26 protein-coding genes are annotated in these 24,667 nt (G+C 64.4%); 18 read left to right on the forward strand and 8 right to left on the reverse strand.

Translation table 11 applies throughout. From position 1 onward, the window contains the following. Positions 1-30 precede the first annotated feature (30 nt). From ACSFC7_RS04315 to ACSFC7_RS04330, 4 genes are all read left to right on the forward strand, one after another. A complete protein-coding gene (locus ACSFC7_RS04315) occupies positions 31-1,005 on the forward strand; it encodes a hypothetical protein (RefSeq protein ID WP_436346527.1) in 975 nt (324 codons plus the stop codon). Between the two features lie 77 nt (positions 1,006-1,082). Next, positions 1,083-1,235, forward strand: a complete 153-nt coding sequence (locus ACSFC7_RS04320; RefSeq protein WP_006092547.1) for a 50S ribosomal protein L39e — start codon at positions 1,083-1,085, stop codon at positions 1,233-1,235. Positions 1,236-1,237: 2 nt separating this feature from the next. Further along, the gene (locus ACSFC7_RS04325; protein ID WP_436346528.1) at positions 1,238-1,516 is read left to right on the forward strand and encodes a 50S ribosomal protein L31e; all 279 of its coding nucleotides are present in this window, start codon (positions 1,238-1,240) and stop codon (positions 1,514-1,516) included. 2 nt (positions 1,517-1,518) lie between these two features. Next, positions 1,519-2,184, forward strand: a complete 666-nt coding sequence (locus ACSFC7_RS04330; RefSeq protein WP_436346529.1) for a translation initiation factor IF-6 — start codon at positions 1,519-1,521, stop codon at positions 2,182-2,184. 198 nt (positions 2,185-2,382) lie between these two features. Here the strand turns inward: ACSFC7_RS04330 and ACSFC7_RS04335 are convergent, their stop codons facing one another. Beyond that, on the reverse strand, positions 2,383-2,694 hold the full coding sequence (locus ACSFC7_RS04335; RefSeq protein WP_436346530.1) for an ASCH domain-containing protein: 312 nt from the start codon (positions 2,692-2,694) through the stop codon (positions 2,383-2,385). A gap of 246 nt (positions 2,695-2,940) precedes the next feature. Between ACSFC7_RS04335 and rpl18a the strand changes: the two genes are divergently transcribed. From rpl18a to ACSFC7_RS04355, 4 genes are all read left to right on the forward strand, one after another. Then, positions 2,941-3,117, forward strand: coding sequence for a 50S ribosomal protein L18Ae (gene rpl18a / locus ACSFC7_RS04340; RefSeq protein WP_006092542.1), 177 nt, complete (start codon positions 2,941-2,943; stop codon positions 3,115-3,117). After that, a complete protein-coding gene (pfdA, locus tag ACSFC7_RS04345; protein ID WP_436346531.1) occupies positions 3,114-3,569 on the forward strand; it encodes a prefoldin subunit alpha in 456 nt (151 codons plus the stop codon). Before rpl18a ends, pfdA begins: the two co-directional genes overlap by 4 nt. A 21-nt stretch (positions 3,570-3,590) precedes the next feature. Continuing rightward, complete coding sequence (ftsY, locus tag ACSFC7_RS04350) at positions 3,591-5,222, forward strand: signal recognition particle-docking protein FtsY (RefSeq protein WP_436346532.1); 1,632 nt, start codon at positions 3,591-3,593, stop codon at positions 5,220-5,222. A 136-nt stretch (positions 5,223-5,358) separates the two neighbouring features. Further along, positions 5,359-5,949 (forward strand): hypothetical protein, encoded by a 591-nt coding sequence (locus tag ACSFC7_RS04355; protein WP_436346533.1) that lies wholly within the window; start codon positions 5,359-5,361, stop codon positions 5,947-5,949. Between the two features lie 40 nt (positions 5,950-5,989). Here ACSFC7_RS04355 and ACSFC7_RS04360 read toward each other — a convergent pair whose 3' ends face one another. The 5 genes from ACSFC7_RS04360 to ACSFC7_RS04380 all read right to left on the reverse strand — a co-directional run bounded on the left by ACSFC7_RS04360 (position 5,990) and on the right by ACSFC7_RS04380 (position 11,256). Next, the gene (locus ACSFC7_RS04360; protein WP_436346534.1) at positions 5,990-6,487 is read right to left on the reverse strand and encodes an Lrp/AsnC family transcriptional regulator; all 498 of its coding nucleotides are present in this window, start codon (positions 6,485-6,487) and stop codon (positions 5,990-5,992) included. A gap of 95 nt (positions 6,488-6,582) precedes the next feature. Beyond that, positions 6,583-7,404 carry a carbon-nitrogen hydrolase family protein gene (locus ACSFC7_RS04365; protein ID WP_436346535.1) on the reverse strand — a complete coding sequence of 274 codons (822 nt, stop codon included), beginning with the start codon at positions 7,402-7,404 and terminating at the stop codon, positions 6,583-6,585. Continuing rightward, entirely contained in the window at positions 7,401-8,219 is an 819-nt protein-coding gene (locus ACSFC7_RS04370; protein WP_436346536.1) for an enoyl-CoA hydratase/isomerase family protein, read from the reverse strand. The genes ACSFC7_RS04365 and ACSFC7_RS04370 overlap by 4 nt, the downstream gene beginning before the upstream one ends. Then, entirely contained in the window at positions 8,216-10,432 is a 2,217-nt protein-coding gene (locus tag ACSFC7_RS04375; RefSeq protein WP_436346537.1) for an acetate--CoA ligase family protein, read from the reverse strand. Before ACSFC7_RS04375 ends, ACSFC7_RS04370 begins: the two co-directional genes overlap by 4 nt. 2 nt (positions 10,433-10,434) lie before the next feature. Next, positions 10,435-11,256, reverse strand: a complete 822-nt coding sequence (locus ACSFC7_RS04380) for an enoyl-CoA hydratase/isomerase family protein (RefSeq protein WP_436346538.1) — start codon at positions 11,254-11,256, stop codon at positions 10,435-10,437. 158 nt (positions 11,257-11,414) lie between these two features. Here ACSFC7_RS04380 and ACSFC7_RS04385 point away from each other — a divergent pair, with 158 nt between their 5' ends. The 6 genes from ACSFC7_RS04385 to ACSFC7_RS04410 all read left to right on the forward strand — a co-directional run bounded on the left by ACSFC7_RS04385 (position 11,415) and on the right by ACSFC7_RS04410 (position 19,218). Further along, positions 11,415-12,491, forward strand: coding sequence for an ABC transporter substrate-binding protein (locus ACSFC7_RS04385; RefSeq protein ID WP_436346539.1), 1,077 nt, complete (start codon positions 11,415-11,417; stop codon positions 12,489-12,491). A gap of 27 nt (positions 12,492-12,518) precedes the next feature. Further along, positions 12,519-13,625 (forward strand): ABC transporter ATP-binding protein, encoded by a 1,107-nt coding sequence (locus ACSFC7_RS04390; RefSeq protein WP_436346540.1) that lies wholly within the window; start codon positions 12,519-12,521, stop codon positions 13,623-13,625. Continuing rightward, complete coding sequence (locus tag ACSFC7_RS04395) at positions 13,622-14,467, forward strand: ABC transporter permease (RefSeq protein WP_436346541.1); 846 nt, start codon at positions 13,622-13,624, stop codon at positions 14,465-14,467. Before ACSFC7_RS04390 ends, ACSFC7_RS04395 begins: the two co-directional genes overlap by 4 nt. Then, positions 14,464-15,258, forward strand: coding sequence for an ABC transporter permease (locus ACSFC7_RS04400; protein WP_436346542.1), 795 nt, complete (start codon positions 14,464-14,466; stop codon positions 15,256-15,258). The genes ACSFC7_RS04395 and ACSFC7_RS04400 overlap by 4 nt, the downstream gene beginning before the upstream one ends. Before the next feature lie 458 nt (positions 15,259-15,716). Then, positions 15,717-17,402 carry a nitrite/sulfite reductase gene (locus ACSFC7_RS04405; protein ID WP_436346543.1) on the forward strand — a complete coding sequence of 562 codons (1,686 nt, stop codon included), beginning with the start codon at positions 15,717-15,719 and terminating at the stop codon, positions 17,400-17,402. Then, on the forward strand, positions 17,392-19,218 hold the full coding sequence (locus tag ACSFC7_RS04410; protein WP_436346544.1) for a Coenzyme F420 hydrogenase/dehydrogenase, beta subunit C-terminal domain: 1,827 nt from the start codon (positions 17,392-17,394) through the stop codon (positions 19,216-19,218). Before ACSFC7_RS04405 ends, ACSFC7_RS04410 begins: the two co-directional genes overlap by 11 nt. Before the next feature lie 51 nt (positions 19,219-19,269). On the opposite strand, the gene ACSFC7_RS04415 is transcribed toward ACSFC7_RS04410, so the two are convergent. Continuing rightward, positions 19,270-19,704 (reverse strand): hypothetical protein, encoded by a 435-nt coding sequence (locus ACSFC7_RS04415; protein WP_436346545.1) that lies wholly within the window; start codon positions 19,702-19,704, stop codon positions 19,270-19,272. Between the two features lie 148 nt (positions 19,705-19,852). Here ACSFC7_RS04415 and ACSFC7_RS04420 point away from each other — a divergent pair, with 148 nt between their 5' ends. From ACSFC7_RS04420 to thiM, 4 genes are all read left to right on the forward strand, one after another. Continuing rightward, positions 19,853-20,905, forward strand: coding sequence for a phosphatase PAP2 family protein (locus tag ACSFC7_RS04420; protein WP_436346546.1), 1,053 nt, complete (start codon positions 19,853-19,855; stop codon positions 20,903-20,905). A gap of 62 nt (positions 20,906-20,967) precedes the next feature. Further along, positions 20,968-21,573, forward strand: a complete 606-nt coding sequence (locus tag ACSFC7_RS04425) for an N-acetyltransferase family protein (RefSeq protein ID WP_436346547.1) — start codon at positions 20,968-20,970, stop codon at positions 21,571-21,573. Positions 21,574-21,684: 111 nt separating this feature from the next. Beyond that, positions 21,685-22,353, forward strand: a complete 669-nt coding sequence (gene thiE, locus ACSFC7_RS04430; RefSeq protein ID WP_436346548.1) for a thiamine phosphate synthase — start codon at positions 21,685-21,687, stop codon at positions 22,351-22,353. Beyond that, positions 22,346-23,185, forward strand: coding sequence for a hydroxyethylthiazole kinase (thiM, locus tag ACSFC7_RS04435; protein WP_436346549.1), 840 nt, complete (start codon positions 22,346-22,348; stop codon positions 23,183-23,185). Before thiE ends, thiM begins: the two co-directional genes overlap by 8 nt. Before the next feature lie 66 nt (positions 23,186-23,251). Here the strand turns inward: thiM and ACSFC7_RS04440 are convergent, their stop codons facing one another. Further along, positions 23,252-24,508 carry an RNA-guided endonuclease InsQ/TnpB family protein gene (locus ACSFC7_RS04440; protein WP_436346550.1) on the reverse strand — a complete coding sequence of 419 codons (1,257 nt, stop codon included), beginning with the start codon at positions 24,506-24,508 and terminating at the stop codon, positions 23,252-23,254. Positions 24,509-24,667: the final 159 nt, after the last annotated feature.

Raw genomic sequence — 24,667 nt, forward strand, 5'->3', positions numbered from 1 at the left:
GATGGTGGCTCCCCCCGCCGGTGATCGACCGTGACACGCGCTCCGCAGACGCAGCCGTCCGCGAGCGGGGACGGCCGATTCGTTTCCCGCCGAGAGCTGCTGGTCTCGCTCGGCGGGGCGGCCGCCGTCTCGAGCGTTCGTACCGAGACGTCGAGCGGATTCACGAGCGGCGACGACGGACGGCTCCGGATTCGCGTCTATCCCCGGCCGGTGCCGCTGTGGGCCTGGGTCCGCTACGGGTTCGAGGGAGTTCGGGACGACTGGCCGCCGCCGTTTCGGGACGCGTTTTCGGCCATCGAGGACGCGTTCGAGCAGGTACTCGCCTACGCCCGCGAGCGCTCGCGACTCGAGGGGATCGAGGTGGCCGTCGAACGCGGCGACCTCGTTCGGCTCCCACTCTCGACGCTGTCGCGCCCGTCCGAGGCGGTCGTTCCCTCGCTCGAGACGGTGCTCGACGGGTTTCGGACGCGACTCGACGAGCGCGACCTCCTCACGGGATCGACCTGTCACGCCCTGCTGTGCTGGGCCCCGCTCAATCATCGCGTCGGCTACGGCGGGACGCTGTCCCCGAACGCGTGGACCGGCAACGTGACGGGCCAGCCCGCCGACACCGGCGACTCACAGACCGTCGCGAACCTCGGCGCGACCGAGCTCTGGGACTCGCGAGCGGTCACGCGGAACATGGCGATCCACGAGGTCCTCCACACGTTCCTCGACACCGACGTCGTCGAGGCGGTCGGCGGCTCGAGCTGCGATCACGACCTCGGGACCGCGGTGCGGGTCGACGAGGAGACGATGCGCGTCTCCCCGATGGCGACGGCCTACGCCGGCCCGGACGAGATCGGCGGCGGCACCCGATTCCACGGCACCGGCTGCCACGATCACGACGAGTTCCACCGCCACGACGGCCTCGAGGGCGTCGAAAACTGGACGTACACGACCGAACTCAGCGAGGCGACGATGGAGGCCGTGACGCGCTATCTCGAGGCGACCGTCGCCCGATAATTAGCTCTCACACCGCGCTCGGCGCTGTCTCCAAGATGGACAAGATTTTAAGCCACCGCGGGCTACGTCCGGCTACTATGGGTAAGAAAACGAAGGGCAAGAAGAAGCGTCTTGCCAAACTCGAGAACCAGAACAGCCGCGTTCCGGCCTGGGTCATGATGAAGACCGACATGGAAGTCCAGCGCAACCCGAAGCGACGCAACTGGCGGCGCAACGACACTGACGAGTAACGATGAGTGTAAGTGATTTCGAGGAACGTGTCGTAACCGTTCCACTGCGCGACGTCAAGAAGGGCGCCAACCACGAGGCCGCCGACTACGCGATGCGACTCGTCCGCGAGCACCTCGCGAAACACTTCGCGGTCGACGAGGACGCCATTCGTCTGGATCCCTCGATCAACGAGGAAATCTGGTCGAACGGCCGCTCCAACCCGCCGCGAAAGCTCCGCGTCCGCGCGGCCCGCTTCGACGAAGAGGGTGAAGCCGTCGTCGAAGCCGAGGTCGCCGAGTAAATTTGCAACGACTCGCCTTCGTCGGATCGGCCTACGTCGGGGTCTTCGCCCGCGCAACCGACTCGTGCGTGCTCGTTCGCCCCGACGTCGACGACGACGTCATCGCCGATCTGACCGACGAACTCGAGGTGCCCGCGATCCCCACGACCGTGGGCGGCTCCTCGACGGTCGGCGCGTTAGCGACGGGTAACGAGAACGGACTCCTCGTCAGTTCGCGCGTCCTCGAGTACGAGCGCGAGCGACTCGAGGAGGAGGCCGACGTTCCCGTCGCGGAACTACCGGGGAACATCAACGCCGCAGGAAACGTCGTGCTCGCCAACGACTACGGCGCGTACGTCCACCCCGATCTCCCGCGGGAGACGATCCAGATCGTCAACGACACCCTCGAGGTGCCCGTCGAACGCGGGGACCTCGCGGGCGTTCGCACCGTCGGAACGGCCGCGGTCGCGACGAACAGCGGGGTGCTCTGTCACCCGAAAGCGACCGACGAGGAACTGGACGCGCTCGAGGACACCCTCGACGTCCGGGCCGACGTCGGCACCGTCAACTACGGCGCGCCGCTGCTCGGTTCGGGGCTGATCGCCAACGAATCGGGCTACGTCGTCGGTCAGGACACGACCGGACCGGAACTCGGCCGGATCGAGGACACGCTGGGCTATCTGGACTGAGGCGTTTCCGCCGGGCTTCGCTCTTTCCCGCCGCTCTCCGTTCTTCCGTTCGTTCGTCGGGACCGCTCGGTCTTCTCCATTCCACTGCGGACTCATCGTATCGCGTGCCACTGCACCTGGTCCGACCGTTCCGAAGTGGAACGCACCCCGTACCGAGAGCTGTACGCGGCAATCGTTCCCTTTGTTCACCCCCGCGTATTACTGCGGTTCGAACTGATGACGAACGATCTCGCTGTCGTCGTCCCACTCGAAGTTCTCGTGGGCGCGCTCGAGCAGCCGTCGATACCCCTCGAGGTCGTCCATCCCTTCGGCCCGAGCGTCCGCGTCGGTCAGGTCTCCGAGCGTGCGTTCGGTGACGTCGGTCACCTCGAACGTAGTGTCCTCGATGGTGAACGTATCGCCCGCCTCGGCGTACCGGTGGCCGCGATGGATCTGGGTGACCTCGCCCTCGAGGGCCTGGCTCTGCATTCGATCGCTGGGCAGGAGGTCGGCTGGATCGAGTTCGCTCATGGCCGGTCGTTCGTCGTCTCGACTGAAAGCGTTTGGCCGTCCGACGACGAACTGCCGCCGGAGTGCGACGGGATCGACCCCGACGCGATCGTCAGGCGGAAACGCGACTCGAGTGGCCTGTCCGGCGGTCCGTCGGGACAACGATCGGGACGGATCTATACAACACCGCGTCTCCCGGTTTCGTCGTCCGATCGCTGGCTCCGATGGAAGGGAAGATTCTTCCGACTGCCTGCCGGAGTGGTAGCCATGAGTCAATTTACGGTCACCGGCCGGTTCAAGAACCGCGACGGATTCGCGGAGTTCGAAACGACGATCGACGCGCAGAACGAGAACGTCGCTCGCGAACACGCACTCTCCCAGCTCGGGAGCCAGCACCGACTCAAGCGGACCGAGATCGACCTCGAGGAGGTCGTCGAACAATGAGTCAGCAGCAACTCCAGCAGCTCTCCCAGGAGATTCAGGAGATCGAACAGGAGATCGAAGCGCTCGAAGAGAGCGCCGAAGCGATCCAGCAGCAGAAGACCGAAGCCGACGAAGCGATCGAGGCCCTCGAGAGCCTCGAGACGGACTCGACGGTGCAGGTGCCGATCGGCGGCGGCGCGTACCTCCGTGCGAACATCCAGGACATCGACGAAGTGATCGTCGAACTGGGCGCGGACTACGCCGCGGAGTTCGAACAGGACGGTGCCGTCGACGCCCTCGAGAGCAAGAAGGAGAACCTCGACGACCGCATCGACGAGGTCAACTCCGATATCGCCGAACTCGAGTCCGAGAGCAGCGAACTCGAGCAGCAGGCCCAGCAGATCCAGCAGCAGGCGATGCAACAGCAGATGCAGCAGATGCAGGGTCAGCAGGGCCAGGGCCCCGACGAATAACGTCGGCACACCATCCGTACCATGTTCGACAACCTGAAGAAGAAACTCGGGAGCTTCCGCAAAGACGCCGAAGAGGCCGCTGAAGAGAACGTCGAGGAGGTCGACGAGGACGATCTCGAAGCGGATGAGCTCGAGGAAGCGGAACTCGAGGCGGCTGACACGGCCGAAGCTGAACCCGCCGAAGCTGAACCCGCCGAAGCTGAACCCGCCGAAGCTGAACCCGCCGAAGCTGAACCCGCCGAAGCTGAACCCGCCGCGGTTGAAAGCGCGGAGACCGAAAGCGCCGCGGCTGAACCCGCCGCAGCTGAGAGCGCCGAGCCGGCACTCGAGGACGACGAACTCGAGGACGCAGCCCCTTCGGAAAGCGAAGCCGAGGTCGAGCCTTCCGAAGCCGAGGGTGACACCGACAGCGCGGCACTCGAGAGGGAGACGGCGGAAGCCCCAGATACTACCGGTGAAACGGCCGACGAGGCCGTCGTCGAGCCCGAGCGCGAACTCGAGGCCGAGCCCGAACCGCCGACCGAGTCGGCGGACGACGGCGCCGGGTCGGAATCCGAATCGGCTCCCGAGGCGAGCGATAGCCAGGAGTCGTCCGAGACGGTCGAGTCGTGGGTGACGCAGCCGGTCCCGGACGCCGGCGAGGCGGACGACACCGAAACCGGGATCGACACCGAGCGGGATTCGGTGGCGATCGATGCGAGCATTGCCGACACGGACGCGGACGGCGAAGCGACTGCAGACGCCGAGGACGAGGGATCGACCGGGTTCGGTAACAAGGCTCGCTCGCTCGTCAAGGGGAAGTTCGTCATCGAGGAGGAGGACCTCGAGGGTCCACTGCACGAACTCGAGATGGCGTTGCTCTCGAGCGACGTGGAGATGGGCGTCGCCGAGGAGATCCTCGACAACATCCGCGACGAATTGGTCGGCGAGACGCGGACGTTCACGACCTCGACGGGTGACGTCGTCGAGGAGGCACTGAGCGACGCGATCTACGACGTGATCAGCGTCGGGCAGTTCGACTTCGACGAGCGGATCGCCGTCGAAGACAAGCCCGTGACGATCGTCTTCACCGGCGTCAACGGCGTCGGGAAGACGACCTCGATCGCCAAGCTGAGCCGGTACTTCGAGGAGCGGGGCTACTCGTCGGTAGTGGCCAACGGCGACACGTACCGTGCCGGCGCGAACGAGCAGATTCAGGAGCACGCCGATGCGCTCGACACGAAACTCATCAGCCACCAGCAGGGCGGCGATCCCGCTGCAGTGCTGTACGACGCCGTCGAGTACGCCGAGGCGAACGATATCGATATCGTGCTCGGCGACACCGCGGGTCGGCTCCACACCGACGAAGGATTGATGGACCAACTCGAGAAGATCGGCCGGGTCGTCGATCCCGATATGACGCTGTTCGTCGACGAGGCGGTGGCCGGACAGGACGCGGTCAACCGCGCCCGCGAGTTCAACGAGGCCGCCGAGATCGACGGCGCGATCCTGACGAAAGCCGACGCCGATTCCAACGGCGGTGCGGCGATTTCGATCGCTCAGGTCACCGGTAAACCGATCCTGTTCCTCGGCGTCGGACAGGGGTACGACGACATCGAGCGGTTCGATCCCGACGAGATGATCGATCGACTGCTCGCGGACGAGGAGTCGTAGCCGCCGATCGGGGTCCGTTCCCGTCGGAAGTCCGGCCGAAAATCCCCGTGACGGCCAGTTCTGATTGCGAAAACCGGGTACAATACCCGAGCGCTGAATACGAAAAATACATATAATGCATCGCTGACACCTATATATGCGCACACCCCGGTCCCGGCGTGCCCTCCTCTCGGCGGCGGTGCCGTTTACGACGGCTCTCGCGGGCTGCTTCGAGGGGCGACTGACGAGCACAGACGACCCCGAGTCGGAGTTCATCTCCGAAGACGAGTACGACTGCGCCGATATCGACCGCCCGGAGCCCGACGACCCGTCTCACTCTCACGCGCTCGAGGTAGCGCAGTACCCGTCGCCGTCGGATCCGTTGACCGACGCCGACGAGTTCGCCCGCGCGTTCGAAGAGGCGTATCGCCGCAATAGCTTTCTCGACGAGTACGGATCGGCGACACGAGTGTTCGACTTCGAGTTCGGAGCCAGCCAGCTGGAACAGGTCGAATCGGAGCTGGAGTCGGAGTCGGGGATGGAGGCCGTGTTGGTCTCGATCATCTACGATCTCTCGACCGAGACCCAACGGGGGACGCCGACGACCGAGTACGACTCCCGCGTCACCTACTATATCGACGAGAATGTCGCACTCCGGGCACGCTACCAGCGGGGGATCGCGAACGAACCCGATCCGTACAATCCCGACCCGCGGGACACGGGCACTGCCGTCATGTGTTTCGAATAATTGAGCCGAAAAAGGATGATGCGTTGTGGCAACGCAGATATCAACTGTTGAACAACTTCTCGAGGTCTTCGTCGTCGTAGTTGACCAACAGCCGCGGTTCCTCTTTGAACGTCCGGAGGACGATATGGGTCGCGGAGTTTTCGACGCCCTCGGTTTCGATGATCTCCTCGATGAGCGACTGCAGGTGGTCGTGGTCGCGAACGTGGGAGATCACGTAGAAGGACATCTCTCCGATCATCGAGTACACCTGCTGGACGCCCGATAACTGTGCGAGTCGTTCGCCGACTTCCTTCGCTTCGGGACCGTAGACGGTCTTAATCTCCGAAATCGCTGTCATGCTGAGTCCGAGTTCGTGGCGATCGAGATGAGAGACGGTCCCCGTCAAGATCCCCTGGTCTCGGTACTTTTCGAGTCGGTAGTAGACGGTCGACTGACTGACGTCGAGTTCTTCGGCGATCTCGTCGGCGTCGATGTCTCCGTTTGCGTCTAACTCTCTGAGGAGTCGAAAGTCGGTTTCGTCGAGTGTGATATTGGCCATGGGTAGCGTTGGTGAACGATCGTTGAAGGACCATCGAAGTCCCTAAATTATGCGCTTCCACGTCTCGTGGCTGATTCGATGGTCGAATCGCAGCGTCAGCGCTCGCCAGCGTCGAGTACGAACCGTTCGATCGTCGGTCGATCGTCGCGTCGATCACGACGCATCGGATTGCGCTTTCGTTCGGCCTCGAGCGTTTCGTTTGAGAGCCGGTGGACGAGGACGCCGGGATCGCTGTCCAACCGACCAGCGATTGAGCCGTCCGGTTCGTACGCCGTACTGCGTCCGTAGAACTCCAGAGCGCCCTCGACGCCGGCTCGATTACAGCCCAGGACGTACGCACCGTTTTCGATGGCGCGAGCGGGCAGCAGTCGATTCCAGTCACCCGCCATCGGAATAGACCACGCCGAGATATTGATGATCGCGTCGACCTCCTCACGGGCGAACGCCACGCTCTGTTCGGGGAAGTTCAGGTCGTAACAGATCTGCACGCCGAGCGTTCGGCCTTCGCACTGGAGGACGAGGCCGTCGTCGCCGGGAACGAAGGCCGAACGCTCCTCGCCCCAGCAATTCCGTTTGTCGTAGCGCGCCCGTACTGCGCCCGAACGATCGATCCAGACGGCGCTGTTTCGGACGCCCGCCTCGTCGCGAACGGCCATGCCGAACAGCACGTGGACGTCGGTGCCGGCCGCCGCTTCGCCGACGGCTCGCGTCGTCGGTCCGGGAATCGGCTCCGCGCAGGCGTCGATCCGATCGAAAATCGAGTAACCGGTCGTCGCGAGTTCCGGAAAGACGATCAGGTCCGGATCCGCCTCCGCGGCGGTCTCGCGGATCCGATCGCACAGTCGCTCGAGGGTGCCGTCGTCGGCCGGGCCGACGGTCGGATCGAACTGGACGAGTGCGACGGTGTCGAGGCTCATTCGCCGGTGAACTCCGGTTTGCGTTTCTCGGCGAACGCGTCGACCGCCTCCGCATGATCGTCGGTCTGAGCGCAGATCCGTTGCGCTCGAGTGGCGCGTTCGAACGCGGTTTCGAGGTCGATGTCGGCGCTCTCGTTGACCAGCGACTTGCTCAGTCCGAGCGCGATCGGTGGCTGCTCGGCGAGGTCGGCGGCGAACGACTCAGCCGTCTCGAGTAGTTCGTCGTCGGGGACGCACTCGCGTGCGAGGTCCCACTCGACGATCTCTTCGCCCTCGAGGTGACGGCCGGTGAAGATCAGTTCCTTCGCGCGGGCTTCGCCGATCAGTCGGGGCAGGAGGTAGGCGCCGCCGTCGCCGGGGACGAAGCCGACGTCGATGAACGTCTCGCCGATAGCCGCGTTCTCGCCGACGATCCGGACGTCGCAGGCGAGTGCGGTGTCACAGCCGGCGCCCAGCGCGTAGCCGTTTACCGCGCCGATGACCGGCGTCTCGATCGTCCGTAGGGTCCGGACGATGTTCTGGAATAGGCCGAGTCCCTCCTCGTAGTCGGCGAAGTCCATCTCGGGCGTCAGCGGCATGTTCTCGAGGTCGACGCCGCTACAGAAGGCACGTTCGCCGGCGCCCGTCAGGACAATCGCTCGAACGTCGTCGGCCGCGTCGAGATCCTCGAGTCGATCGACGAGCGTTCGGAGGAGCGATTCGTCGTAGGCGTTCATCGCGTCCGGTCGGTCGAGCGTAACGCGAGCGACGTGCTTACGGGGGTGTTCGACCCGGACTGGCCCTGTCTCTCCGTCGCCGTCGTTCGAGTCGGTCATTCGTCGGCACCTCCGTCGGGAACTGTGTCGGGTTCGTACATGGGTTGGTCGGGATCGTCGGTTTCGTCCGTCGGGTCGGATTCCGCGTCGAGAACGATACTCGCGTCGAGGATTTCGGCGTCACCTTCGCCCGCAAGCACCGGATTGAGATCGATCTCTGCGATTTCGGGGTGGTCGGCGACGAGTTGTGAGACGGCCAGTAACACGTCGACCAGTGCGTCACGGTCGATCGCGGGGTTCCCGCGAGCCCCGTCGAGGATCTCTTGGGCGTCGATCTCCTCGAGCATCGTTCGCGCGTCGTGTTCGGTCAGCGGGGCGCCGCGGAAGGCCACGTCCTCGAGCACCTCGACGAAGACGCCGCCGAGACCGAACATGACGACGGGGCCGAACTGCTCATCTCGGGTCGCGCCGACGATGACTTCGACGCCGTCGGTTCGCATCGGCGAGACGAGCACGCCGTCGATCGAGGCGTCCGGTTCGTACGCTCGCGCGTTCTCGCAGAGTCGCTCGTAGGTCGACCGGGCCGCCTCGTCGGTGACGTCTAACGCGACGGCGTCGGCTTCGGTCTTGTGGACCATGTCCGCCGAGACGACTTTCATCGCGACCGGACCGTCGAACTCGGCGGCTACCCGTTCGGCCTCGGCGGCGTCTTCGGCGAGTTCGAACGGGGTCACCGACGCCCCGTACTCGTCGAGGAGTCGCTTCGCCTCGTACTCGGAGAGGGTTCCGTCGCTCGCCCGTTCCTCGAGCGCTCGAGCGCCAGCGGGGACGTCGGTGTGACTGCGGTCCAACTCGAAGGAACTCTTCTCGTCGGCGAGACGCCGATGCGTTCCGTACTCGGACAGCGCGGAGAGGCAGGTGACGGCGATATCGAGCGACTCGTACACCGGGACGTCGTTCTCGCGGAGGACGGTGTGGGTCTCGGGATCGGTACTCTCGTAGGCGCTCTGGACGACGAGGGGCGTATCGGTCGCCGCGGCTGCGGCGGCGATCTCTTGTGCGGCGGCTCGTTCGACCGGCTCGAGGTCGTCGGTGAACCGCTCGCCGTAGCCCCCGAACAGTCCCGAGAACAAGACGGCGTCGACGTTCGGGTCTTCGACCAGCGCCGCGGCGCAGTCGGTGAACACCGACGGATCGTCGTCGGTCCCGCCGGCGACGTCGACGGGGTTTTCGACGCTCGCGGCGTCTGGGAGGACGGTCTCGAGTCGATGTCGGGTCTGCTCGGTCAGCCGCGGAACCGAGAGTCCTCGTTCGGCGAGCGCGTCGGCGGCCAGCGTGGCGTGGCCGCCGCCGTCGGCGAGCACCGCGACGTTGTCGCCGTCGACGGGCGGCTGGGAGGCGAGCGCGTCGGCGACCGCCAGCAATTCGTCGGATCGGTCGACGCTGATGACACCAGCCTGCCGGAAGACTGCGTCGGCGATCGCCGCGTCACCGGCGAGCGAGCCGGTGTGAGAGCTCGCGGAGCGCTTGCCGACGGCCGAGCGCCCGCTCTTGCAGACGACGATCGGCGTCTCCCTACTCGTCTCTCGGGCGCGCTCGAGGAACGCGCGTCCGTCGGAGAACCCCTCGACGTAACAGACGATGGCCTCCGTTTCCTCGGCGCGTTCGAAGAACGGCAGATACTCGTCGAACTGAAGGTCTGCCTCGTTACCGACGCCGACATAGTGGCTGAAGCCGACGCCCTCGCGGCCCGCGGCCTCGGTGAACAGCGCAATTGCGAGGTTGCCGCTCTGACACAGCAGTCCGAGATCACCTTCGGGGACGCCGTCGGCGCCGATGAGATTCGCACCCGTGTCGATGTTGATCAGGCCCGACGTGTTCGGTCCGACGAGCCGAACGTCGTTTTCGCGGGCGATCGAGACGATTTCCTCCTCGAGCGCCTCGCCTTCGTCGTCGGTCTCGCCGAAGCCGACGGCGACGACGACCGCGCCGCCGACGTCGATCTCGGCGCACTCTTCGAGCACCGAGGGAACGACGGGACCGGGAACGACGATCAGCGCGAGATCGATCGACTCAGGAGCGTCGGCGATCGACGGATAGACCTCGAGGCCGCGGATCTCGTCGGCGTTCGGGTTGACCGGGTAGATCGAACCGTCGAAGCCGCTCGTCTGGAGGGTCTCGATGGCCTGATGGCCGCGCTTGGACGGATCGGTCGACGCACCGACGACGGCGATCGACATCGGGTTCAGGAGTCGATCGATCGGTTGCCGCATGGTTATCGCCCCTCGAAGATCGGCTCCCGATCTTCGGCGAACGCGTCGACGCCCTCCTGCCAGTCGTCGGTCTCCATGCAGGTGAGCAGCGCGTCGACCTCCGCAGTCAGCGCGAGCTCGGGGTCGCTCGGACGCCGGTTCAGCTGTTCTTTCGCGAACGCGACCGGAATCGGCGCGTTACCGGCGATTTCTTCCGCGAGGTCGTCGACGGCATCATTCAACTCGTCCGCGGGAGCGACCTCGTCGACGAGACCGATCTCCGCGGCCTCCTCACCACCGACGCTGGCTGCGGTGAGGAGCAGTCGCTTCGCCGTCGCGGTACCGACCCGGTCGGGAAGTCGGTAGGTCACGCCGCCGCCGACGTAGGTGCCGATCCCGGCCTCGGGAAAGCGCATCTCGGCGTCCTCGGCCGTCACTATCAGATCCGCGCTGAGCGCCATCTCCGCGCCGCCCCCGATCGCGTACCCCTGTACTTTCGCGATCACCGGCCGCTCGTGAGTCTGGATCGCTCTGCAGGCGTGCTGGGCGGTCCAGGCGTACTCGCGCTTTTCGGCAGCCGACCGCTCGCGTTCGCCGTGATCTTTCAGGTCCGCGCCGACGCAGAAGGCACGCCCGTCGCCCTGAAGGACGACGACTCGGGCGCCGTCCGTACTCGATCGCTCGAGTGCGCCCAAAACGCCTGCGTATAGCTCCTTCGTGACGGCGTTGAGCCGGTCCGGCCGTGTCAACGTTACTGTCGCGACGTCGCCGTCAAGCCCGTAGTCGACGGCGTCGGTCGCTGTCGGTTCGATAGCGTCCACGCTCCGATTGGCAGTGCAATCCATGGCTGTTCTCGTCTCTCCCTCGTCCGCAGGGGGAGTCGTGTTAATCACAATATTTCCTAACTCACTTAGCTATTTCGGAGAGTTTTTGAAAATATATCGGTTATCTCGGACTCGTCGTTAGAACTATATACTCCGTTATCATACCAACTATCAGACCCATGCCTAACCGTAACATGGTAACACGGCGGACGGCGCTCGGTGCGATCGGTGCGGGATCACTCGCCGGCGTCGCCGGCTGCATCGGCGCGATCAGCGGCGACTCGAACACCCTCCGGTTTCTCGGCTTCGGTGGAAACACGCAGGAGGCACAGATGGAAATCTTCGATCGCTGGGCCGGCGATTCGGACTACGACGTCGAGGGAACGGCGGCCGGTGGGACGACGGAGATGATCTCGATGATCCAGCAGAACCCCGGCGATTTCGATATCGTCGCCCTCAACGACACGGGGATGGCTCAGGGGCAGGAGGAGGGCGTCCTCGAGCCGATCGACGTCGACGACGTGTCGAACTACACCGACAACATCCGAGACGACGCCCAGGAGCTGACGTTTCTCGTCGAGGACGGGGAGACGATCGGCCTGATCCGCGAAAACGGGGCGACCGGCTACGCGTACAACACCGAACTCATCGATCGCGAACTCACGTCGTGGGAGAATATCAAGGACGACGAGTTCGACGGCGATGTCGCATTGCTCGATCGCGCGGTCGATCGGTTTTCGAATTGCGCGGTCACGATCGACGTCGATATCAACGACGCGGCCGACGACGAGGAACTGTTCGAAGACGTCGTCGAAGAGGCCGAAGCACAGGACGAGAACTGCTTCAGCTACTGGGCTGACGGCGCGACGTCGATCCAGTACCTTCGCCAGGAGAACGCGACGATCTGTGAGGCCTGGGGTGGCCGCGTACTCGCGCTGCAAGAGGACGGGCACGAACACATCGAGTACGTTATGCCCGACGAAGGAGCGATGGCCTGGACCGACACACTCGCGATCGTCGATGGCACCGAGAACCGCGAGACCGTCCACGAATTGCTCGATTTCACCTACGAGCGCGATAACCTGCTCGAAATGTCGGACATGATGAACTATACGGTGCAGGTCGAGGATCCACCCGAAGAGATGACCGATCTCCCCGACTACGCCCCCGTCAACGAACTCGCATTCCGGGACTGGTCGAAGATCTTGCCGCTCCAGGACGAGTGGTCGGAGCGATTCCAGGACGTCAAACAATAGTTGAGAGAGTGATAATTCCCCTCACCAATGCTCGAAGTTACCGGACTCACGAAGTACTACGGCGACCTCTGTGCCGTCGACGACGTCAGTTTCCACATCGACGAAGGCGATTTCGTCACGCTGTTGGGGCCGTCGGGCTGCGGGAAGACGACGCTGTTGCACATGATCGCCGGGCTCAGAGAACCGACCGATGGACGGGTGAACCTCCGCGGCGAGGACGTCACCGACCGGGCGCCCGAAGACCGAAACATCGGCATGGCGTTCCAGAGTACGGCGCTGTTCCCCCACATGACCGTCAGAGAGAACATCGCCTACGGCCTTCGCATGCACGGCTACGATGCGGAGGAACGCGATACCCAGGTTCAGGAGTTCCTCGAACTCGTCGACCTTCCCAACCACGGCGATCACCACCCGAACGAACTCTCGGGCGGCCAGCAACAGCGCGTCTCGCTCGCTCGAGCGCTCGCGTACGAACCCGACATACTCCTGCTCGACGAACCGCTGACCGGACTCGACCGGGTCCTCCGCGAGGAGATGCGCGAGTGGCTGATGACCCTGCAGCGCGAACTCGGCGTCACGTCGCTGTACGTCACTCACGACCAGGAGGACGCACTCTCGATGTCGGACAAGGTGATCGTTCTCGACGGCGGCGAGAAGCAGCAAGCCGCACACCCGGAGGAACTCTACGAAGAACCGGCGAACGAGTTCGTCGCGACGTTCGTCGGCAAATCCACCGCGTTCGAGGGCACTGTAACATCCGTCGACGGCCAGTCTATCGTCGAGACCGACGCTACTCGAGTCGTAGTCGGTGACCGTGATCGCGCCGACGGCGAGGACGTCAGCCTATTCGTCCGCCCCGAAGACATCGACATCGAACCCGTTCAGGCGACGGCCGACGGCGGTACGGCGGCGGCCTCGACGTCGGGTTCGACGGCCGCGACCGCGGCGGCGACCGTCGATAACGCCTTCCCCGGCACCGTCGAAAAAATAGCGAACCTGGGTAACCGGTCCGAGGTGACCGTTATACTCGAGAGCGGAGAGACGGCGCTCGCGAATACGGCCCGCTTCCCGAACATCGCAGTCGGCGACGAGGTAATCGTCACGTTCAACTCCGAGTCGGTGGTCGTGGTATGAGCGTCATCGTCGACCGCAGTCCCGTGCCGTCCTGGCTCACCGACCGCATCAGCAACCGCCACCTCGTCGGCATCGGCGTCGGCTGGGTCGCGTTCTTCTTCGTCTTTCCGATCCTGTTTCTGGTCGTCGAGAGCCTCAACTTCGGCGAGGGGAGTCTCTTCGAAGCCTATCACCGCGCAATGGGCGGCGTGTACGTCGACGCGTTCGTCCGGTCGTTTATCTACGGCTTCGTGACGACCGTTCTTACGCTCGCGTTTGCGTACGTCCTCGCGTACTATCTCGCGTTCGCGAGCAAGCGCGTTCGACTCCTGCTCACGCTGGTCGTCGTCCCGCTGTGGATCGCCTACATCATCCGCTACTTCGGCCTCCTGTTGTTCTTCTCGCCGACGGGTCCGCTCGCACAGGCCGGACTCGAGATCGACCTGCTGTTCACCTCGACGGCGGTGATCCTCGGGCTGACGAACGCGTACCTTCCCTTCGCCGTGTTACCAATCTACAACTCGTTGAACGCGATCCACCACGAGACGATCGACGCCTCGCGCATACTCGGCGCCGGCCAGTCCCGGACGATCTACGAGGTGGTGCTTCCGCTGTCGGCGCCCGGTATCGTCGCCGCCGGCGTCATTGTGTTCATCCTCGCGACCGGCTCGTTCCTCGGTCCCGCGGTGCTCGGCGGTCCCGGGCAGTCGATGATCGCGAACGAGATCGCGCGCACATTCCTCGAGGCGTACAACATTCAGCTGGCGTCGGCGCTGGCGGTGATCTACACCGTCTTGCTCGTCGCGTTCATCGCGGCGTTCAACGCCGTCTTCAACCTCCAGGAGGCGCTCGGTAACATATGAGCGTCACCTCCTCCATCCGTCGGGCCAGTTTGGTCCGTCAGGGATCGCTGTTGTTCGTCCTCGTGTGCATTTATGCGTTCTTGCTCGTCCCGGTCGTCATCGTCATCCTTACTTCCTTTACCGGACAGAGCTTTCCGGCGGTTCCCTACGATGGGATCAGCCTCGAGTGGTACGCCGAACTGATGACCGACAGTCAATTGCTCGGTGCGCTGGTGACGAGTTTCATCGTCGCGACCGTCGCGTCACTGCTCTCGGTCGCGTTCGGTACTGCCGCTGCAGTCGGCTTCGTTCGCGCCGAATTCCCGTACAAACAACAACTCTCGACGATCATGCTGTTGCCGATGATCATCTCGCCGGTCATCACCGGTATCGCGCTGATCCGCTACTTCGGGATGCTCGACGTCTCGAGTGGCTACCCGGCGCTCATCATCGGCCATTCGATCCTGACGATCCCGTACGTCTTCTTGCTCGTCCGGTCGCAACTCGTGACGTTCGACGAGGACCTCGAGAAGGCCTCCCGCGTACTCGGAGCCGACTCGACGGTGACGTTCCTGAACGTTACTGCACCGATTATCTCACCGGCGCTCTTGGCGGGCTTTTTCGTCGCCTTCGTCGTCTCGTTCGGGGAGTTCACTGCGACGCAGTTCCTCATATCGCCGGGATCGAGCACCGTTCCGGTCGAAATCTACACGATGCTTCGAACCGGACTAACGCCGACGATCAACGCGCTCTCGACGGTCCTCGTCGTCATCATGGTCGCGGCTGCACTGCTGAGCCGCTACTTCGAGTGATAGCTGTTCTTTCCCCTCTCGATCCCTCTACTTACCGTTCGAATCGCAATCCGTGTCCCTCGTAGGGCGCCGCTCACATCGGATCGGTCGGCGTATGCCCTACCGGAAACAACTGCCGGAATCGGGGCTGCTCGGACCGGTCGTATCTCGACAGAACCCTCGAGCGCGTGCTCTGGTCGAACGGCCGCTGACGTCCGTGACAATTATTACCGGATTGTGGTATCTCCGTCATGGTTCGCCTATTTACGGAGTAGTATACGGGCGGAACTGTATTACCCGCCAAACGATGGTCCTTTCAGATTGCGTCACATCGCTGCTGGCTACCGGAGTCACTCGCCAGCGGTGGTACAAATGAATCACGAAAACGCGAGCGTTTTCGAACTCACACGAACCACCGGGACGGCTTCGCCGTCTCGAGCTTCGCTTCACTTCGTTCAGCGAAACACGAGGTGGTTCGCGTGAACACGACCGAACAGTACAAACAGAACAAGCACCCGCTCGACGTGATCGACGACGTCTACGACTACGCCGAGGACGAGCTCTCCTTCGAGGAGATCGAGGAGCGCGCCGGCGGCGGCGAGTGGGAACGGCTGAAGTGGGCCGGGATGTACGCTCAGAAGCAGGAGGGCTACTTCATGATCCGGACGAAGGTCCCCGGCGGGAAACTCACCCCCGAACAGGCCGAAGTCATCGGTGAGGTCACCGACGACCTCGCCGTCGCACCGGAGGAGTACGGCGGCGAAGAACAGAACGAACTCTGGGGCGACGCCTACCTCGACATCACGACCCGACAGGACATCCAGAAACACTGGATCCGCGTCGAGGACGTCCCGGAGATGTGGGACCGATACGACGAGGTCGGCCTGACGACGGTTCAGGGCTGTGGTGACTCCGCCCGGAACGTCCTCGGCTGCCCCGCCGCCGGACTCGACGACCACGAGTGTTTCAACGCCCAGCCGGTCATCGAGGCCGTCTCCGACTTCTTCACGAACAACCGCGAGTACGCCAACCTGCCGCGGAAGTTCAAGATGACCATCACGGGCTGTGCCCACGACTGCGCCCAGTCCCAGATCAACGACATCGGGCTGGTTCCCGCGAAGAAAGAAATTAACGGCGAGTACCTCTACGGCTTCCACGCCCGCGTCGGCGGCGGCCTCTCCGACGGCCCGCGAATGGGCTCGGAGCTGGACGCCTTCGTTCAGCCCGAACACGCCGTGGAGTTCTGCCGCGCCGTCGCCCAGACGTTCAAGGAGATCGGCGACCGCAACAACCGCGGCGTCTGCCGCATGCGCTACCTCGTCGAGCAGCTCGGTCCCGAGAAGTTCGAGGAAGCCATCCGCGACCGCTGTACCGTCGACCTGCCGACCAGCGGCGAGAACCTGACCGTCGGCTACCAGGGCGACCACGTCGGCGTTCACGACCAGAAACAGGACGGGCTGCAGTACGTCGGCTTCAACGTCGTCGCCGGCCGCATGGGCGGCGACGAGTTCGCAGAGGCCGCCTGCGCCGCCGAGAAGTACGGGACCGAGGACGCCTCCGTGCGCCTCGCGACCGACCAGAACTTCCTCATCACGCACATCCCCGAGGAGAACGTTGACGACCTCCTCGCGGAGCCGTTCGCCGAGGACTACCAGCCCAACCCCGGCGCGTTCTCCCGCGGCGCCGTCGGCTGTACGGGCAGCGAGTTCTGTAACTACGCGATCATCGAGACCAAAAAGCGGACCAAGCGCTGGGCCCGCGAACTCGACGAGCGCATCGACGTGCCCGACGACATCGAGGCCATCCGGATGCACATGTCCGGCTGCTCGGCCTCCTGTGCCCAGCCCCAGATCGCGGACATCGGCTTCCGCGGCGAGACCGTCAAACTCGACGAGGACGGCGACTCCGACATCGTCGAGGGGATGGACTTCGGACTCGGCGGCTCGCTCGGTGAGGACAACGAGTTCCTCGACTGGGTCGAGAACGCCGTCCCCGCCGATTCGGTGATCCCGGCGCTCGAGCAGCTGTTCGACGCCTACAACGACGACCGTCACGACGGCGAGCAGTTCTACGAGTGGTGTCGCCGCGTCGACAACGAGCGACTCCGACGGATCATGCAAGGGGCCGAGGCCCCGGTCGCCGGAGGTGTTGCCCATGGGGACTGACGGCGAGGACGAGCGGCGCGAGGCCGACCAACGGGAGGCCTCGAACGGATCGAGCGGGGAGCGAAGCGACCCGCGAGGAAGCGAGTCCTCGGATCGAGTGAGTAGCGCGGAGCGAAGCTCCGCGGACCGTTCGAGCGGGCGAAGCCCGCGAGAAGACGGCGAAGCCGCGAGCCGCGACGACGAGCCGACGTTCCCGAGCGTTCCCGAGTCACAGACGGACGACGATGAGGCCGTCATGTTCCCCGAGTCGGGGAGTGCAGCGCCCCGGTCCCGCGAGGGAACGGATCACGCTCGAGAGGGCGCAGTTCAGACCGGTGCGGACGACGCCAGCGGCGACAGCTGCTCGCCGAACACCTGTACCTGCGGCGAGAAGACCGCGGACGTGTCAGGCCAGGACAAGCGCGTCGCCACCGACGGCGATGAGGGAACCGAAGGTTCGCGATCCTCGTCGGCGCTTCGCGCCGACGGCGCCGGCGCCGCCAACGTCGACGAGATGGGCGAACTCGGCGACCTCGAGTTCACCGAACCCGCCGAGAACGTCAGCCAGGACGTCGACAACGGTGCGCCGGACGTCCGCGTCGGCGTTCCGGAGGGTGCCGACCTCGACACGCCGGAGTACTCGATTCGTTCGCAGATGAACGACATCGAGACGCCGGACGAGAAGACCTGGTTCATGGAACTGGACGAGGCCGTCATCGACGAGGGTCGCTGTATCCAGTGTGGGACCTGCGTCGCGGCCTGTCCGTCGGACTCGATCGGCGTCGGCGAGGACGACCTCCCGAAACTGGTCAAGATGTGCACCGGCTGTTCGCTCTGCTGGGACTTCTGTCCCCGCGGCGGCATGCGCTACGAGCGCCAGTGGAAGATCACTGGCGGCGAGGACAACGTCAAGGGCGCCGGCGATCCGATCACGGAGTTCTCCGCGAAAGTCGAGGACGACTGGACCGACGGCGCACAGGACGGCGGCGTCGTCACCGGCGTCCTCGCGACGTTGCTCGAGGCGGGCGAGATCGACGGCGCGCTCATCGCGACCGAGAGCGAGGAGGAAGCCTGGAAGGCCGAGAGCTTCCTCGCGACGACCGAGGAGGAACTCGTCGAGAACGCCGGCACGGTCTACAATCAGACGCTCGCGCTCGGCAACCTCGACCTGAAACAGTGGGAGCACAAGCTCCCCGACAAGGACTGGGACGACCTCAGCCTCGCGATCGTCGGCACGCCGTGTGAGATCGAAGGCATCCGCGCCCTGCAGGACTTCGACTGGGACTACCAGAAACAGAACGAGGGTATCCGGGCCGTGGACTACACGATCTCGCTGATGTGTACGAAGAACTTCAACTACTACAGCCTCATGGGCGAGCAGTTGGAGGAGAAACGCGACATCTCGCCGGACCAGATCGGCAAGATGGACGTCCTCAACGGCAAGATGATGGTCTACGATCACGACGGCGAGATGATCGTCGAGGAGGACGTCGAGAACTTCCACGACGCCGCGCTCAAGGGCTGTGACGAGTGTGCCGACTTCACCGGCTTCTGTTCGGACATCACCGTCGGCTCCGTCGGCTCGAGCGACGAGTACTCGAGCGTCATCATCCGGACCGAGCAGGGGATGAAGGCGTGGGATCTCACCGAGCCGAAGCTCGACTACCACGACTTAGAGGACAAGTCGGCGGTCGGCAAGCTCCAGGGCTGGGACAAGAAGAAGGCCTTCGAGAGCCTCGAACGTCCGTTCGACCCCGACGCGCCCCGGTTCATCGACTACAAAGATCACGCCGAGAACTACGGCACGGCGCTGAACCCGCACGATCAGGGTCACTAAGCGGTCTCGCGGTTTCGTTTTCGATTTCGAGCCTTCGATTTCCAGTGTGACTTATAGCGCGACCGTATACACCGTAATCTCGTCCGATTCGTCGACGGTGACCTCGACCGACTTGCCGTCCGGCCGGAGGATGTCGTTCACTGCGGCTTCCGGTCTGGGTGCGATTTCGGTCGGGAAGACGAGGTCCACCGTTCCGTCGTCGCTGTCGTGGTGCTCGGCTGTCGCCTGGGCGACTGAGTCGCCGTCGAAGTGAACCGTTATCGCGACGGGCGGTCTGGCTTCACCGTCCGTCTCCGGCGCGAAGGTGACGGCCCGCACGCCGTCCCCGCGTTCGAACGCACGGCCGTCTTCGGTCGGCACCGCCTCACCGCGTTCGTCGAGATACTCCTCGAGTCGGACGACGTACTCGGACTCCAGTGCCCGTTTCGCGAGCGCGTTCGCGTCGTCGCCGCTCAACTCCACCAGTTGCTGGGACTGATCGTCCATACTGCCGCCAATACCGGTCAGACTGGTAAGAATTGGTTCCGTAACGGTTGCGACGAACGGTTCGCCGTCGGTATTCAGTCCGTTCTCGGCCGCGCCGAGCTGACGCTGAGGCGATACCGATTAGTGAACCGTCGCCATAGCAACCGCTATGTCCAGAGGAATCGGTGAATTCGAACCGTTACAGGAGGTCATTCCTGAGTGGGCCGCGGTACTCGTCGCCCTCGTGACGCAGTTAGGTGACGTCTGGTTTCTCGCGCTCGTCGTCGGCGGTGTCTACTGGTTTCACGCCAGCAAACGTGAGGACGCGACCGTCATCATCGGGCTGACGCTGGCCGGATTCTCACTGATCACGGCCCTGAAACACGTCTTCGCCTTGCCGCGACCGGGTCAACCGCTCGTGGCGCTCGAGTCACTCCCGTGGCTGATTCAGCCGCTGTACGAGGCCACCGGGATGGGCAGCGGCTACGGCTTTCCGAGCGGCCACGCGCTGATGACGACGATCGTCTACTTCAGCCTCGCCAAGCGGCTCTCGATCAGCACGGTCAATCGACGGGCGCTCGCTGCGGCAGCCCTCGTCGGCATCGTCTGTTTCTCCCGGGTCACGCTCGGCCTGCACTATCTCGTCGACGTCGTCGCCGGCGTCGCCGTCGGACTGACGTTCCTGTTCGTCGCGGAACGACTGCTCGCCCGCTACTCGACCGAACAGGGGACGGTCGCGCTCTCGCTGGCGGTCGTCGTGAGCATGATCAACCTCGTCGCGAGCGACATGGATCCGGACGCCGTGTTGACGCTCGGCGCGTCGCTCGGCGTGTTCGGCGGCTGGCAACTCATCCGACTCGGTATCGACCTGTTCACGTTCGAGCGCCCCTCGAATGCGGCACGTCCGATCCTGTTCCGGGGCGGACTCGCGGCCGCGGCCGCCGCTCCGCTCGTAGCCTCCCTCGAGTACTTTCACCTCTTCTCGCTCCCTGCTGCCGGCGGCGCACTCGGCCTCGCGCTGGGCGTGTTCATCACGATTCCCGTGTTGCACCACTCCCACCGCGCCAGCCGGGTCTGGCGGGCGCTGGTCTTCTGGCTCACGATGGCGGCGCTCGGGGTTCGCTACCTGCTGCGACCGTCGACCTGGCGGCGCGGCTACGCCGTCGGCCGACGCTACGCCGGTCGGTTTCGGCGATGGCTCGGAACGCGGATTTCGGGCTGACCGGGGACTCGACGCGCACTCGAGTTCCGCGCGTTTATGACCGCTCGCCGGAATCCTCTCGTATGACGTCCGACTCTCGCATTCGGCTCGCCCACCCGGCGGACGCGAGCGCAGTCCGCGACATCTACACGCCCTTCTGTGAATCGTCGGCAGTTACGTTCGAGGAAGAGCCGCCGACCGAGTCCGAGATGGCCGACCGCATCGAGTCGACCCTCGAGACGTATCCGTGGCTGGTCTGTGTGGCCGACGGAGCGGTCGTCGGCTACGCTTACGCGACCAAACTCCGCGAGCGACGGGCGTACCAGTGGACGGTCGAGCTCTCCGTCTACGTCGCCGACTCCGCGCGCCAGTCGGGCGTCGGTCGCGCGCTCTACGAGTCGTTGTTCGCGGTCCTCGAGCGTCAGGGCGTTCGCGACGCCTACGCCGTGACGACGGTCCCGAATCCCGAGACGGAACGGTTCCACGAACGGATGGGCTTCGAGCGCTGCGTCGACTTCCCCGCGATGGGGCACATCGAAGGCGAGTGGCACGACGTCGCCTGGTGGCGACGCCGGATCGCCGAGAAGTCCGACGACCCGGACCCGATCACGCCGCTGCCCGCTGTGCTCGACGATCCCGACTGGGAGTCGCTCGTCCGGACCGGCGAGGACTGCCTCGAGCGCTCGTAGCCTTTTTCGATCGTCGATCGTCCGGAGATCCCTCGCGGACGAGGGTCGAATCCGCATCGAACGAGCCGATCGACCGAAGTCGATTAGTGGCCGAGAACCGCCAGTTCGGTCATGGACCCGTCGAACTACGGCACCTACCTCGTCACGCAGCAATCCATCTCCGCGGAGCGCTCGACGCCCGAAATCGTCCGCGCGGCGATCGACGGCGGCGTCGACGTCGTCCAGCTTCGCGAGAAGGAGACCGAAGCCCGCTTTCGGTACGACCTCGGCCGCGAGCTGCGAGAGCTGACCGCCGAGGCGGGCGTCGAGCTGATCGTCAACGACAGAATCGACATCGCGCAGGCCATCGGTGCCGACGGCGTCCACGTGGGCCAGTCGGATCTCCCGGTTTCCGTCGCGCGCGACCTGCTCGGTCCCGAGGCGGTCGTCGGCTGTTCGACGTCGACGGTCGAGGAGGCGCTCGAGGCGGACGCCGACGGGGCGGACTACCTCGGCGTCGGCGCCGTCTACGGCACGTCCTCGAAGGACGTCGCCGCCGAGGAGGACGGCGTCGGTCCCGAGCGAATCGCCGCCATCACCGACGCGGTCTCGATTCCGGTCGTCGGTATCGGTGGCATTACGGCCGACAACGCCGGCCCGGTCGTCGAGGCCGGCGCGGCCGGCGTCGCCGTCATCTCCGAAATCACCGCGGCCGAGGACCCGCAGGCTGCGACCGCTGCGCTCGCCGAAACCGTCGAAACTGCGAAGGGGGTGGCGAACGGAACGAGACCTGATGAGTGAGTCACTACCCACTGATATTACCGGAGACGAACTCGCGGACTCCCTGCGGGCGATCGACGACGCGTCGCCGCTCGTCCAGCACCTGACCAACGAAGTGACGATGAACGACGTGGCCAACCTCACGCTCCACTGGGACGCACTCCCGGTGATGGCCGACTCGCCGGGCGACGCCGGCGAGATGGCCAACGGCGCGTCCGCGATCCTCTTCAACATCGGGCAGGTCCCGGAGGGGAAAGTCGAAGCCATGCACGAGGCCGCCGCAACCGCTGCTGAACGGGACATTCCGGTCGTTCTCGACCCCGTCGGCGTCGGCGCGACGCCGACTCGAGAGGGGGTCGCCGAGGACCTGCTCGAGGCCGTCGACTTCTCGGTCATCAAGGGCAACTACGGCGAGATCAGCGCGCTGGCGGGCGTCGACGCCGAGATGAAAGGCGTCGAATCGGTCGGCGAGTACGAGGAAATCGAGGACGCGGCCCAGTCGCTCGCCGAGTCGACCGGCACGACGGTCGTCGCCAGTGGCGTGGAGGACGTCGTCGCGACCGCTGACGACGCGGTTCGACTCTCGGTTGGCCACGAGCGGTTGAGCGACGTCGTCGGCACCGGCTGTATGCTCGGTGCGACCATCGCGGCGTTCCACGGGTCGCTCGAGGACTCCGCGACGGCCGCCGTCCACGGCACGCTCGCGTTCGGTATCGCGGGCGAACTCGCGGCCGAGATGTCCTACGAGGGACCGGCGAGCTACCGGACGAACTTCCACGACGCCGTGTCCGGCTTTTCCCCGGACGAAGCGGCGGAACTGGACCTCGCGCATCGGATCGAACGCGTCGACTGACGCGAGCGCACGCGAGTATCATTTCCGCAGACTCGTAACGAGGTCAACTACCCCACCCTACTTCGCTCACCCTGACGGGTTCGCTCGTTGAGGGTGGGACTTGTCCATGAACTCGGCCTCGAACCCGTCGGGGTGGGCGGTAAATCCGCCACTCGGCGTCACCGTTCCGGACTTCAGGGCAAGCTGACTGTTGCCCGTCCGCCGAGACGACTGTTGGCCCCGACGGACATACCGCATACCGATGTTCTTCGCCGCGTTGTAATCCGCGTTCGCCTCTGACTCGCACTTCACACAGCGGAAGTCGTTTCGCGTTGGTCGATTCTCGTCTGCCGTGAACCCACATTCGGCGCATCGCTTCGACGTGTATGCCGACCCAACTTGCTTCACCGAGACGCCGACTGCTTCGGCCTTGTACTCCACCTGCTTGTACAACGTTCGGAACGCCCACCTGTGCCCCCACGACGCTCCCGTTTGGTCGCGGATGTCGGTCAAGTCCTCGAACGCGATCACGTCACACTCGTGTCGGAGTGCTTCCGTGATGATGGCGTTCGACGCGCGGTGAAGTACGTCTCGGACATATCGTAGTTCCCGGCCACTCGATTGTTCGAGCGTTCGGTGGGCGCTTCGTGTTCCGGTCTGTTGCAACCCGGCGCGTACCTTCTCGAACTCGCGGAGATTGTGGGTTAACTCTCGCCCGGTGAAGAAGTAGGCGGTGCTGGTGACAGCGAGGTTTTCAATACCGAGGTCAACCCCGAGAACCGTTCCGTCCTCGGCGGTATTCCTCTCAGTATCGTTCTTGTGTCGGCGGAATCCAATATGCAAGAAGTACTCGCCGTCGCGGGCAGTGAGCGTACTCTCCGTGACGCTCCATGTGTCCGAGTCAACGTACTGCCGCTGGTAGCCATCATCGGCGTCGGGGAGAGCAAGCTGACACCGGACGCGGCTCTCTGTGGTGGAGAGCGACACGGTGCCGTCATCGAACAGCGTCATGGTCCGAGTGTCGTACTTCACCGTCGGACTGGCGAAGGTAGGTTTGCTGACTTTCTTGCCTTTGCTCCGGCGTTCGATACAGCCGGTGATGGCTTGAGCGGCTTGGTGGGTGGCGAGAATCGCGTGCTGACTACCGAGGTCGGTGTGTTCGCGCACGTCGTCGTAGGTGAGGGGTTGTACGTCGCTTTTGGCGTTACATTTCTCCCACGCCATGTCCGTGGCGATTTGGCAACCACGCTTCCACTCTGAGATCGTGGATTCGAGTAGGTCGCGTTGCTCGTCTGTAACCTCAAGACGAGTGATTGCCGTCCGACGCACGTAGTCGTCTGCCACAGATTCAATGTAGTGGCGGGGCCACTTATAGGTCGATGTTTGCGTTCTGTACGAACGCGCTCCTCCCCTCCCTACTCACTCACTTCGCTCGTTCCTTGAGGAAGGGGGCTCCGCGCTATCGCTTCAGTTGAAACTGTTTTATCGGTCGCCGGCGAACCA

The sequence above is a fragment of the Natronorubrum halobium genome, assembly GCF_051351675.1.
Lineage (GTDB): Archaea > Halobacteriota > Halobacteria > Halobacteriales > Natrialbaceae > Natronorubrum.